The organism is Arenicella chitinivorans (genome assembly GCF_014651515.1).
In the GTDB taxonomy this organism is placed as follows: Bacteria; Pseudomonadota; Gammaproteobacteria; order Arenicellales; family Arenicellaceae; genus Arenicella; species Arenicella chitinivorans.
This window is the reverse complement of sequence record NZ_BMXA01000005.1, coordinates 1-12,494: the sequence shown is the minus strand read 5'-3', so window position 1 is coordinate 12,494 and position 12,494 is coordinate 1. Positions and strand designations below refer to the sequence as shown.

General features: G+C 46.9%; 13 protein-coding genes, 4 tRNA genes and 1 pseudogene. 15 read left to right on the top strand and 3 right to left on the bottom strand.

Going from position 1 to position 12,494, the window contains the following annotated elements:
- Positions 1–6: 6 nt before the first annotated feature.
- Together IE055_RS13085 and queA are read left to right on the top strand one after the other, a co-directional pair.
- The gene (locus IE055_RS13085; RefSeq protein WP_189401959.1) at positions 7–1,266 is read left to right on the top strand and encodes a sterol desaturase family protein; all 1,260 of its coding nucleotides are present in this window, start codon (positions 7–9) and stop codon (positions 1,264–1,266) included.
- Between the two features lie 56 nt (positions 1,267–1,322).
- Positions 1,323–2,375 (top strand): tRNA preQ1(34) S-adenosylmethionine ribosyltransferase-isomerase QueA, encoded by a 1,053-nt coding sequence (gene queA / locus IE055_RS13080; RefSeq protein ID WP_189401957.1) that lies wholly within the window; start codon positions 1,323–1,325, stop codon positions 2,373–2,375.
- 44 nt (positions 2,376–2,419) lie between these two features.
- Here queA and IE055_RS13075 read toward each other — a convergent pair.
- Together IE055_RS13075 and efp are read right to left on the bottom strand one after the other, a co-directional pair.
- Positions 2,420–2,496 (bottom strand) — tRNA-Arg (locus IE055_RS13075).
- A gap of 65 nt (positions 2,497–2,561) precedes the next feature.
- Complete coding sequence (gene efp, locus IE055_RS13070) at positions 2,562–3,125, bottom strand: elongation factor P (RefSeq protein ID WP_189401955.1); 564 nt, start codon at positions 3,123–3,125, stop codon at positions 2,562–2,564.
- Positions 3,126–3,230: 105 nt separating this feature from the next.
- Between efp and uvrC the strand changes: the two genes are divergently transcribed.
- The 13 genes from uvrC to IE055_RS13005 all read left to right on the top strand — a co-directional run bounded on the left by uvrC (position 3,231) and on the right by IE055_RS13005 (position 12,222).
- Positions 3,231–5,051: an excinuclease ABC subunit UvrC gene (gene uvrC, locus IE055_RS13065; RefSeq protein ID WP_229794291.1), complete on the top strand. Its 1,821-nt coding sequence runs from the start codon at positions 3,231–3,233 to the stop codon at positions 5,049–5,051.
- A 130-nt stretch (positions 5,052–5,181) separates the two neighbouring features.
- Positions 5,182–5,730 (top strand): CDP-diacylglycerol--glycerol-3-phosphate 3-phosphatidyltransferase, encoded by a 549-nt coding sequence (gene pgsA, locus IE055_RS13060; RefSeq protein WP_373299223.1) that lies wholly within the window; start codon positions 5,182–5,184, stop codon positions 5,728–5,730.
- Positions 5,731–5,809: 79 nt separating this feature from the next.
- A tRNA-Gly gene (locus tag IE055_RS13055) sits at positions 5,810–5,884 on the top strand.
- Between the two features lie 160 nt (positions 5,885–6,044).
- Positions 6,045–6,118, top strand: a tRNA-Cys gene (locus IE055_RS13050).
- A gap of 503 nt (positions 6,119–6,621) precedes the next feature.
- A tRNA-Leu gene (locus IE055_RS13045) sits at positions 6,622–6,708 on the top strand.
- A gap of 481 nt (positions 6,709–7,189) precedes the next feature.
- On the top strand, positions 7,190–7,600 hold the full coding sequence (locus IE055_RS13040) for a hypothetical protein (protein ID WP_189401949.1): 411 nt from the start codon (positions 7,190–7,192) through the stop codon (positions 7,598–7,600).
- Positions 7,601–8,080: 480 nt separating this feature from the next.
- Positions 8,081–9,010: a formylglycine-generating enzyme family protein gene (locus IE055_RS13035; RefSeq protein WP_189401947.1), complete on the top strand. Its 930-nt coding sequence runs from the start codon at positions 8,081–8,083 to the stop codon at positions 9,008–9,010.
- Between the two features lie 141 nt (positions 9,011–9,151).
- Positions 9,152–9,502: a hypothetical protein gene (locus IE055_RS13030; protein ID WP_189401946.1), complete on the top strand. Its 351-nt coding sequence runs from the start codon at positions 9,152–9,154 to the stop codon at positions 9,500–9,502.
- Between the two features lie 113 nt (positions 9,503–9,615).
- A complete protein-coding gene (locus IE055_RS13025; protein WP_189401944.1) occupies positions 9,616–9,993 on the top strand; it encodes a hypothetical protein in 378 nt (125 codons plus the stop codon).
- A gap of 95 nt (positions 9,994–10,088) precedes the next feature.
- Positions 10,089–10,283, top strand: a complete 195-nt coding sequence (locus tag IE055_RS13020; RefSeq protein WP_189401942.1) for a hypothetical protein — start codon at positions 10,089–10,091, stop codon at positions 10,281–10,283.
- Positions 10,284–10,373: 90 nt separating this feature from the next.
- Entirely contained in the window at positions 10,374–10,766 is a 393-nt protein-coding gene (locus IE055_RS13015) for a VOC family protein (protein ID WP_229794289.1), read from the top strand.
- 156 nt (positions 10,767–10,922) lie between these two features.
- Positions 10,923–11,771, top strand: coding sequence for a TolB-like translocation protein (locus IE055_RS13010; protein ID WP_189401937.1), 849 nt, complete (start codon positions 10,923–10,925; stop codon positions 11,769–11,771).
- Between the two features lie 130 nt (positions 11,772–11,901).
- Positions 11,902–12,222, top strand: coding sequence for a hypothetical protein (locus IE055_RS13005; protein ID WP_189401935.1), 321 nt, complete (start codon positions 11,902–11,904; stop codon positions 12,220–12,222).
- 37 nt (positions 12,223–12,259) lie between these two features.
- Here the strand turns inward: IE055_RS13005 and IE055_RS13000 are convergent.
- Positions 12,260–12,494: pseudogene (locus IE055_RS13000) on the bottom strand (IS110 family transposase); the annotation flags it as partial.

Sequence of the window (12,494 nt, the reverse complement as noted above, 5' to 3'; positions counted from 1 at the left end):
ATATATATGAACTTAATTCTATATGCAGTTCCGGCTTTTTTTCTACTCATTGGTCTTGAGCTGTTAGCTGAACGCTGGCGTGGTACCAATTATTACCGCATCAACGACTCGCTTACCAGTCTCGCCACGGGAACGATCAATCAATTGGTAAGCGTGATCGACAAACTGATCCCGTTTACAGTGTACGTCATGTTGTATGACAGCGTGGCGCTCTACACTTGGCCGGATTCAATCTGGACTTGGGCGCTCGCCTTTGTGTTGTACGACTTTTGTTACTATTGGAATCACCGCATGGGCCATGAGGTGAATATCCTATGGGCGGCGCATGTGGTGCATCATTCGAGCGAAGAGTACAACCTAACCACCGCGTTGCGACAAACTGGCACCAGCACACTGAGTTTTGTGTTCTATTTGCCACTGGCGATTCTGGGTTTTGATCCGCTGATGATTCTCTCTGTTGGTGCGCTGAATCTGATTTATCAGTTTTGGGTGCATACACGTCATGTCGGTAAATTGGGCTGGTACGAATGGATCTTTGTGACCCCGTCAAACCACCGCGGGCACCATGCGCAAAACACGGTCTATATTGATAAAAATTACGGTGGCGTCTTTATTCTTTGGGATCGTTTGTTCGGCACGTATCAGGAGGAGCTGGACGACGATTTACCGGTTTTCGGTATTCGTGGCGCGGTGCGTTCATTTAACCCTCTCTGGGTCAACTTTCAAATCTACAATCTATTGTTCTGGGATGCCGTGCACACGCGTAACTGGTGGCACAAACTGACCATCTGGTTTCGTCGCACTGGCTGGCGTCCACCGGATGTTGTAGATAAATACCCGTTAGAAAAGAATGAGTTAGAAGACTTTGTTAAATTCGATATTCAGATTCCTGGCGCACTGAAGCTGTACAGCATCATTCAATATACGGCCACGGCCACGGTGGGTATTTTGTTTTCGATCGCTGCCTTAGAGATGACCATAGGACAACGCGCTATGTTGGTGGCGTTCGTTTTGCTCAGTAGTTTTTCCATCGGCGCGGTGTTGGAGAATCGCCATTTTGCCGGTGTGCTGGAGTGGATGCGTCTAGTCACTTTGTTCACATTGGCGTTGTTGAGTCCTATTCCAAGTGCGCTGAGTATTGGTCTGGTGGTAGCTTGTGTGGTGTCTGCACCATTGTTGTTTATCGGGCGTCAGCGAGCGCAGAATTTGCCACCCGTTAACAACGCCATGCCGATGCCGGGTGGTCGTGCCGTTCACGGAAAATAGTCCGCTTGTCGTTCGACTGTAGTGCTCAGATTGAAGACCTGATAGTATCCGCGCGCATGAACGTTAGCGACTTTACTTACGATTTGCCGGATGAGCTGATCGCACAATATCCGCCTGAGAAACGGGGTACCAGCCGTTTATTGAAAGTGCGCCAAGGTCAGCCTTTTATGGACGCCAGCTTTGGCGATTTACTGCACGAGCTGCGCGCAGGCGATGTGATGGTGTTAAACAACACCAAAGTTGTTCCTGCACGCATGTTTGGACAAAAGGAATCAGGTGGCCGCATTGAAGTGCTGCTTGAACGGGTCACAGGTGAAGACTCTCTGTTAGCGCAAATTCGCGCCAGTCGTGCCCCTAAGCCCGGCCAGAAACTAATGATCGACGGGGACGACCAGGTACGTCTCACGGTGCTGGGCAGGCAAGATACTTTTTTCGAGCTGCAAGTCAATGGTTTGCAGGCCTCATTGTTTGATTGGTTGGAGCGAGTTGGTCATATGCCGCTGCCGCCCTATATTGAGCGTGCCGATGAGCATTCTGATCAGGAGCGCTATCAAACCGTTTTCGCAGAACAGAAGGGCGCAGTGGCCGCGCCAACCGCCGGTTTGCATTATGACGACACCTTGCTGGCGGCAATACGCGACAAAGGCGTTGAGATTGTGACGATTACGCTGCACGTTGGAGCTGGTACCTATCAGCCAGTCCGTGTTAATTCAGTGGAAGAGCACGTGATGCACTCTGAGTATATCGAAGTTTCTGACGCGGCCTGCAAAGCCATAATTGCGGCGAAACAGCATGGTGGACGCGTGCTTGCGGTTGGGACCACCGTAGTACGATCGTTGGAAACTGCAGCGCGCGCCGCTGGCGACGCAGCACTCATCGCCCCTTTTACTGGTGACACCGACATTTTCATCTACCCAGGATTTCAATTCAAAGTAGTGGATCTGCTGCAAACCAACTTTCACTTACCGGAATCAACCTTGTTGATGTTAGTCAGTGCGTTCGCGGGTCCAGAAACAATTCGTTCGGCGTATCAACACGCGATTACGCAGAAGTATCGATTCTTTAGCTACGGTGATGCAATGCTATTGGAGCGTGCTGCAAGCGTCTGACCGGCGGGTCAACATCTAATTCATCCTTGAAGAGCGGGGCGGGCTGGCGTCCTGGAGAGGATTCGAACCTCCGACCTGCCGCTTAGGAGGCGGCTGCTCTATCCAGCTGAGCTACCAGGACATCCGACACCGCGACGAGCGAGTTGCTGTTCACAGACGCGGTGTCATGCCAAGCACATACGAGGCTTACGCGCGCTCGACGTATTCCCCAGTTTCGGTATTTACTTTTACTTTTTCGCCGATATTGACGAAGGTGGGCACCGTGATGCGAATGCCGGTCTCCAGCTCTGCAGGTTTACCGCCACTGGCTGCCGTTTGACCTTTGACCACACCTTCGGTATCGACGACTTCAAGAATCACGTTGGCGGGTAAGTCTAGGCCGATGGGCGTCTCGTCATAGAAGTTGATTTGCACATCGGTGTTTGGCAGCAGATAGCCCGCTTGCTCAGAAATGTCTTCCGCATTAAGTGTGAGTTGGTCGAAGGTTTCGCTGTCCATAAAAATATGCGTGTCACCGTCGGCATACAAGTACTGCATTTTACGTGGTTCCACGTGGGGCTTTTCGACCTTGTCAGTCGAACGGAAGCGCTCATTCAGTTTGGTGCCATTGATGATGTCTTTCAGTTCGCATTGAACGAAAGCACCACCTTTACCAGGCTTTACGTGACTCTTTTTAAGCACACGCCACAGATTGCCTTGATGCTCAATCAGTCCACCAAGTCGAATTTCGTTTGCCGAGATTTTTGCCATTTTAAACAGGGTACTGGGAAATTAATTAAGCCGCGATTATAGGTGAACGGAGCGTCGGAAGACCAGCCGGAATAACGCTATAATGCAGCAGTTTTAACTTAGTTGGTGGATTCTCTCTTGGCGTTTGATCATAAAACCTTTTTGCAACACGTGGGGCAATCGCCCGGCATCTATCAAATGTTTGATGCCGAGGGGGCCTTATTGTACGTGGGCAAGGCTAAGAATCTTAAAAAGCGTTTGAGCAGCTATTTTCGTGCCACCGGCTTGCCGATCAAAACCGCAGCCATGATGCAAAAAGTGGACGACATTCAGGTGGTGGTAACACACACCGAGAACGAAGCGCTGATTCTCGAGTCCAACTTAATCAAAAAACATAAGCCACGCTACAACATTCTGCTGCGCGACAGCAAAAGCTACCCATTTATTCATATTGATGACTCGCATGAGTATCCGCGTTTGAGTTTTTATCGCGGTGACCGCAGCGAGCCGGGGCGCTATTTTGGGCCGTACCCAGGCGTGACTGCGATCCGCGAAACGCTGGCGCTGCTGCAAAAAGTGCTGCCGGTGCGTCAGTGTGATGACGTGTTTTTCAGCAATCGCTCGCGACCATGTTTGCAATATCAAATCAAGCGCTGTAGCGGCCCGTGCGTCGGGCTGATCTCGCAAGAAGCGTATGGCAAGGATGTTGATCTGGCCGGTTTATTCTTGCAAGGCAAAGACGAATCATTAAATACACTGCTGCAACGCAATATGGAGCAGGCTTCCAAGCAATTAAAGTTTGAGGAAGCAGCTGGATGGCGGGATCGTATCAACGCACTTCGGCGTGTGCAGTCACATCAAGCCATCACATCGGGTCACAGTGACATCGACATCATCACCGTGGCCAGTTTGCACGGCAAGGTGTGTGTGGAGGTCACGTTTATTCGTGGCGGTCGTCATAGCGGCAGTAATGGACATTTTCCTAAGGTGCCACTCGATTTTACCGAAGCCGAAATCCTCAGTGCTTTTATCAGCCAGTATTATCATCGTCGTCCGGCCCCAAAAGAAATCATTGTCGGCGTGGCACTCGATGACACTGACAGTCTTGCTGGCTGGCTGACCGAGCAATCGGATCGAAAAGTCGCGATCGTGCACTCTGTGCGAGGACACCGTCGAGACTGGCTGCAAATGGCGCAACTGAATGTGAGCGAGCGTCTAAAGCGGCACTTGTCAGAAAAAGAAAGTGTCGCCGGACGTCTGCAAGCCTTTGCCAAAGTGTTTGACACCGACGAACCCATCAAACGCATTGAGTGTTTTGATATTAGCCACACCCAAGGCGAGCAAACCGTGGCCAGCTGCGTGGTGTTCACCGAAAAGGGCATCACCAAGTCCGATTACCGCCGTTACAACATTAAAGGCATCACACCCGGTGATGATTACGCCGCGATGCGTCAGGCGATTCAGCGCCGCTACCAGCGCGTATTGAAAGAAGAGGGCAAACTGCCCGACGTATTACTGATCGACGGTGGTAAAGGGCAGTTGTCATCGGCCGCGGAGATTATGCGCGAATTACAGATCAACAACGTGCGGCTCGTTGGCGTGGCGAAAGGGGAGGGGCGAAAACCAGGCTTGGAAACCTTGTTTGTTGAAGGGCAATCAATGGGCATAAAACTACCCGCCAACTCACTGGCCATGCATTTGGTGCAACAAATTCGCGACGAAGCGCATCGATTTGCTATCACCGGACACCGCGCTCGGCGTGGCAAGGCGCAAACCCAATCGGTGTTGCAAGAGGTGGCCGGTGTGGGGGCCAAACGTCGGCAGGCGCTGCTCAAGCATTTTGGTGGTTTGCAAGGCATTCAACAGGCAGGGGTCAAGGATCTGATGAAAGTGCCAGGTATTAACGCGGATTTAGCGAACAAAATCTACCAGCACTTGAAAAAATAATGCCGTCTATCCATATGTCTGTTCAACAGCTATGGCGCATTAATGGTAAACTCGCGCCTTAGAGAGCACACTTAAACATCACTTCCGGTTGATGCCGAACATGAGCCTAACCATACCCAATTGCTTAACTTTGTTTCGAATAATCGCGATTCCGTTGATCGCGATCATTTACTTTTCCGACGTTCGTTTTGGAAACTGGTACTGCACCATAATTTTTACCTTGGCCGGCATCAGTGACGCACTCGACGGCTATCTGGCCCGTAAATGGAACCAAACTAGTAAACTGGGGGCCTTTCTCGATCCCGTGGCCGACAAATTGCTAGTCTCCACGATGTTGTTACTGGTGGTGAGTAATGTCGAATTGCAGCGTGGTTTATTGAACGAGTTGCTGTTCATCATCACGGTCATCATTATCATTAGCCGTGAAATCACCGTATCGGCTTTGCGAGAATGGATGGCTGAAATCGGTAAGCGCGCCAACGTGGCGGTGTCTGTGGTCGGCAAGTACAAAACCGGGATTCAAATGGGTGCCATCGGCTGTTTGCTGTTCCAACACGACTTCATCGGTCTGCCTATTTTACTGATTGGCGAGCTCATGCTGTATGCAGCAGGGGTTCTGACGATCTGGTCAATGAGCATTTACTTGCGCGCTGCCTATAAGGCTGTGCAACATGATTAGGCCAATCAAAAATTTTTGAAATAAATCTGAAATCAATGATTGACTAGTTAATTCATCTGCATATAATAGCGCCACTCAAGCGGGAATAGCTCAGTGGTAGAGCACAACCTTGCCAAGGTTGGGGTCGCGAGTTCGAATCTCGTTTCCCGCTCCAAGTTTCAATCGCGGTGATGCAAATCACGATCGGCAACGCCCGAACCGCGCAGAAAACATTGGCCAAGAGAAATCAAGGCCCGATGTTGGACGAAGTAGAATAGGGTAAAGAAAAGTTCTCTTTACCCTATTTTTTTGGCTAAAATTAGCCTCATTGCATTGGCTCGATGGCAGAGTGGTTATGCAGCGGCCTGCAAAGCCGTGTACGCCGGTTCGACTCCGGCTCGAGCCTCCAATGCTTTGTACAAAGATCACTAAGTGATCGGCGGCCAAGGCGTCCACCTCGTCAATGCGGGGAGCGTCAAGTCGACACCTTGCCATTGCGAAGTGGCAAAGCTTTCGTTTTTGTGCGAGCAGCCAACGCTAACCGCTCGCCATTGCGAGGAGTGAAATATCTCCCCCGTGATTGCGAAAGGCGGAGCTAAATACTCGTCATTGCGAGGAGCGAAGCGACGTGGCAATCTAAAGCCCGCAAAAAACGCGGCACCGGCAGCTTGCAATAAGCTGCTATAAAAAATTTGGATAGGGAGCCAATCCCTGCACATGTATCCCGTTGGCTCGGGTGACGTTGTGGTAGACAGCAGCTTGCAACAAGCTGCAATGAAAAATTTGGATAGGGAGCCAATCCCTGCACATGTATCCCGTTGGCCCGGGTGACGTTGTGGTAGACAGCAGCTTGCAACAAGCTGCAATGAAAAATTTGGATAGGGAGCCAATCCCTGCACATGTATCCCGTTGGCCCGGGTGGCGAAATTGGTAGACGCAACGGACTTAAAATCCGTCGGTGGCAACACCGTGCCGGTTCAAGTCCGGCCCCGGGCACCATTCCTTGTTCTCTCTTATTACAATCATTCCTAATTGATATTTGGCCTTAAGTTGGTTGCGCAAAAATAGCTGCCGAACAAAAATCTGCACGAGACTAAATCGACTCGGATTCTTCTCTAGTACTGAATAGATTCCATAACAGGACTCTCAGGCTTCATTACCAATTATTCATAGTGCTGTATATTTAAACAGTATATTTATAAAACCAAGTCCTTCTTAAGCCTCACACGAGAATATCTGCGCGCGCATATTTTTATATCACTTAAAAAATGCATTGATAAACAAGGATTTATAAATTCGTTGTCTAGGATAATGCGCACTGTTACCATAATTAGTGAGCACGCTCATTTACACGGAATCAAAGGAGATTGGTATTGAACGTTAAGACAGCAAAAACAGTAACTTGCAAAGCAAAGCTCAGAACCCATGTCCCGTGCATACGCGCATGCACAGAATTAAGGTGTTATAGCTACTTAGAGATATGAAGGTAATCGAAGACCATCGAACAATTGACGCTCAATGCAACGAGTGCTTAAAAGTTCATGAGTCCTACTCGGGTAGTATCGTTAATGATGAAAGTCAGTTTTCAGAATATTTGATTAGCCTTGATCCCCAGCATTCAAATAGGTTTCTTCTCTTCATAAAGATCAATAGAGAAACCGACTATATAGTTTGTGGGCTTTTGGTGAGCCTAGAAGATCAAGCGATCTTAACGTATAAGGATAAGTACCCACTCGTAGTGGATGGCTTCGATTGGTTGTTAGAAACGCTGCCTAGAGTGGAAGTTTTAGAAAAAGGCTTTGATGAAGTAGTGTTTGGAATATTTAAAGAAGTATTGATTAAAAATGATTCGAGAATTAGTGGTGTACTTAAGAAATGGGCCGATCAATAAATGAGCTATAACAAGGCAAAACACTGCCGCTTCGCTCGGACGCGGTGCCCGCGCCCGTGTTCGCGGCGTCAGGTCTACTACAGCTCATGACCGAGGAGCATCATTTAATAATGCTGTTCTAAATGAAGTTCATCAAAAGGCTGTGTGTATCGCCCTAGGTTGCTAAATTAAAAGACAATAAGGAAGCTGGCCAAACCCGCCTTTCGATGTTACCGTGAGACGGACCTCACGCTGGTGACCCGTGGTTCAATCAGACGTTGAGGTCCGTCTCACGGCTAAGCAGGGAAGGCCCGCCTCACTATTTTTTGCCTATTACTTGGAAATCAAAATTAGGATAGAAAGATGGCCATAAGCGAAAGTAGTAGCAAAGTAAGCGATAAACTGGAAGAAAGGAGTGCTTTGAGACCTAACAAGAACTTGCAGATGGACGCGCCTGTCGGCACGCCACTGAACACATATCGTTAAAACCATAGGGAGCTCATGAGCACAATTAAATTTAGTTTGATCTTTTTAGGTGGAGCCGTATTGACATCATGTATCCATCCGGTTAATCAAAATTCCCATTCTTCTGAGTTTACCGATTGTAACGACTGCCCAATAATGAAGCTGATACCGCTGGGACAGTTTAAAATGGGTGATCTGATAGGTGATGGACGAGCTGACGAGAAACCAGAACAAATAATTTCTCTCAAAAACCCTATCGCCATGTCGAAGTATCCAATTACCGTCGGATCGTTTCAAACCTTTGTAGCTACTACGGGATATGTTACAGAGGCAGAAATGCGTTCTGACGAAGGGTGCTGGGGTATTAAAACAGATCTCTCAATTGGATGGCTGCCAACTGAAAACTGGAAAACTAATAGACTAAATCAGGATGAAAGCCATCCTGTTGTTTGTGTTAGCTGGAACGACGCTCAAGCATATACGAAGTGGCTTACAGCGGAAACCGGGTTTAGATATCGCTTACCCACAGAGGCTGAGTGGGAGTTTGCGGCGCGTGGTGGATCAGAAGGTAAATATTATTACGGAAATGACGCCACTACTGTCTGCCAATATATTAATCACGCGGATTATCAAATGATCAAAGCATGGGGCGCAGATACTGCTGTATCAACATGTGATGATGGTTATCTCACAACATCTCCTGTTGGCAAGTTTCCTCCAAACGGTTTCGGCCTATATGATGCGTATGGGAATGTTTGGGAATGGGTGTTGGACTGCTATAAACCGAACCTCGAAGACATAAGTGCTGACCCATTAGATCATATAAATGCAGAATGTAAAGAGCGCACATTAAGAGGTGCCTCGTGGGCAAGCCAGCCAGTCGGTATCACATCGAGCTACCGAAATAAAGACGAAGCAAGTTTCCGTACCGTCGACTATGGATTTCGTGTTGTACGCGATCTTTAATCACAAACGTTTTAACAAGGCGTGCCAGCTGACAGTTTGGGCGGTGCTTCACTTTGTGTATGGCTGCGCCAGTTTACACAAAGCTCCGCCCCGCCCAAACTGCAGCTGCACTTGGCGTTATGTGTGTGAACAATTAAGCGTATGAAAATTAAAAATAGGAATTGCTATTGTAGTCTCTGGGAAAAATCGCCCGCAACACTACAAAAGCAAGGCGTAAAGCCTGGATTTTGTGGCATTTGTTCCATATGTGGCGCACAAGGACATTTGCAACATGCACCCGGATGTCATCCTTATTCAGATGCTTGGTGTGACGGATGTTATAGAGTTCAGGCTTTAGTTAATAATTTGCAATGTATCGCTATGGTGGGGCTGATTCTCTGCATTGTTTTCCAAAAATGGCTGTTTGCTATCGGCTTGGTATTTATATTTGTTAGCGTAATAGTTATAAATGCTAAAGGTAAAAAGCTTATAAGATATTTTGCGGGCACATAACAATCGGCTCAATGCGACCTCCACTCCATTGCTTGCTTTGTGCCTTTTCGCTACGCCAGCGCAACACAATCAACTACAAGGCTGCCCCTAAGCGGGGCGTTATGTAGATTGAAATGGAAATCGGACAGCGAGATATATTCTCTTTCGTTATTGGAAAGAAAATTAATCCAAAACAACAATATGTAGATATATGGGCAGGTGGTGTGAACCTAACTTATATCGATAATTTGGTTTATGTTCCTCAGTTCGTCACTTCGGTCAGACGAGAGATAGAAATACTAAGAAATAAGCGTTTACCGAAATGGTACGCCGCTCTCCATTGGGGGCCTACCACGGATGATTTTGTTGGTAGATTTACAATAAGAAACTCTGAAGAAATACAACTTCATTGTAAATTGGGCAATGGAAATAAAGTCACAACAAATATTGTAGTAAAAAACCTTATTTCCATTTACAGCAAATGCATAGATGAACTTGAAAAAACTACATAACAAGGCAAACCACCATAACTCACTGCGTTCGTTGGGACGCGGTAAACCGCGCCCCTGTTTGCGGCGTTAGTGTTACAAGAATATATGAGAATAGTATGAGAGATAAAATATTTGGTATTACTGGAATTCTCTTGGGCGTCGTATTTTTGGCAAGCGCTTGGAATATACGTCGGGTATTCGGAAGCGAAACTTATGAATCTGCTCAAGAATCATTATTAATAGGAGGCATTTTGTTTTTATTAGGTTCGATATACACATTAATTAAAAAACCTAATGAGCCTAAAAACTAAAAACACTAACAAGTCACAAAACTCAACGCCTGCGGCTCGGACGCGCCAAGTCGCGCGCCCGTTTGTGAGGCGTTATGCATCAAGGAGACATTGAAATTGATTTCTCACGTAACTTTGGGGACGAATGATCTCCTGCTCGCAACTAAATACTACGACAAAATTTTGGGCTTACTTGAGGCTAAACAACTTGCTAAAACTGAAAATGTCGTATTTTATCAATTCCCAAACTCCACGACTAAGCTAGCCATATCCAGGCCTTACGATGGTCAGTTAGCGTCTAATGGAAATGGGACCATGCTTGCTCTGACAGCAGGTAGCAAGGAATGTGTTACTGAAATCTACAAGCTCGCCATAAGCCTTAACTCTAAATGCGAGGGAGAGCCCGGGCCAAGAAACAACGGTGCCTATTTCGGTGCTTACTTTCGAGACCTGGACGGTAACAAAATAGCTGTTTTTCATAGAGAAAACGGTGCTGGTGCATAACAAGGCCAGGCACTGCGACGGATTTTTCGCTGCGGCTTCGCCTCCACTACAAAGCCGCGCGTGCTGGCGACGTTAGCTGCCAATCTGGATTGCGAGCTATAGCCGGATATATCAAGCCCATTATGTGATGAATCTTTTTAATTCTAGGAGCCAGTTGTGAAACAAATATGTGGTTTAATTTCTTTGCTTTTTTTGTCAGCTATAAGTAACAAGAGCATCGGTCAAAATGATAGCTTAGTTATTAAAGGATCTTATTTGGGGCAGCAACCTCCGGGGTTAAACGCTGAAGTTTTTGCCCCAGGTATTGTTTCGACGAAACATCGTGATTTTAGCGGCTTTTTTTCGCCAGATATGCAAGAGTTCTATTTCACAAGGAGGGATAATGAAACTGAAGAGTGGACATTGATAGTTTATAAAAATGAAAATAGTCAATGGAGCGAGTCTACAGTCGGGCCTCGAGTTGGTAGGCCCATTCTCTCTCCAGATGGTAATACGATGCATTTGGGCAAGTATTATATGGAGCGAACCGAGACGGGCTGGACTGATGTAAAAAGTCTTGGCCCGATGTTTGATGGGGAAGATTGGGGCATAATGCGTCTTTCCGCCTCTGAAAATGGTACCTATGTTTTAGATGATTATAAAGGTGATGGAATCCGCATATCTACTTTGGAAAATGGCGAACGCCTACCACCTAGAAAGATGTCCCCAGCGATCAATACTGGTAAAAATAGCGCACACCCCTTTATATCGCCTGATGAATCTTATTTGATCTGGGATACTGAAAGAGAAGATGGACATGGCGATTCTGATCTATACATAAGTTTTCGAAAAAAAGACGGGTCATGGGGAGAGGCCATCAACATGGGAGATAAAGTCAATACAGAATCTTGGGAAGCCGGCGGATATGTAACTCCCGATGGCAAGTATCTGTTTTTTAATAGACACCATGATATGTATTGGGTTAATGCAAAATTTATTGAGGATCTTCGACCTAAATTAGATTAAGTAAGAGGGAAGCTAACAAGCTGTTTAAAGTGGACAAAATTACGTTGGCTAGGCTTCGCTCCGCTTCACATTTTAGCCAACATGATTTTGCCCATTAACAGGGCGTTATAAAGATTAAAGGGGTTCAGTTATGGATATTATTGTAGGTATATTAGCAATTATTGCGATTCTTATAGCAATCGCTGTTGGTGGTGCGGTTCTTTGGTTTCTACTTTGTTTTGGCATAACCATTGTAGGGTGGTACTTTGTTCCAGATTTATGGAGAGCTGGGCATGATAACCTTGCAATATTATTGGCTATTTGTGCACCGATCATTAATGTATTCGCTTTTTCCTGGCTATCCGAAATGATTGATTCTGGGCGTTCGGGTCCGTACCCTTATTTTGATAAGTCTAGCAAAAAGGCCATATATGATAAGGATGGCAATGTTAAAGGCTATGAAGATAAGTAGCCTTTATAACAAGAGACTATGATCCCAGGTCAAGTATTCAGGCCATTTTTTCGTTCCAATAAGTCCTCGTTTTCATCATCGCGTTCAGGGTAATTAGCTGCTTTCTGGCGCAGGCGATCAATGCCACTTTCTTGGGTTTGCCTTGCGCGACTAACCGTTGATACATCGGTTTAAGCGTGGGGTGATGTTGGATGGCCGACATCATCGAGACGAACAACACTGAACGGATCTTGTGCCGTCCACCACGAATGCTTCGTTTACCTGAGCGCTTA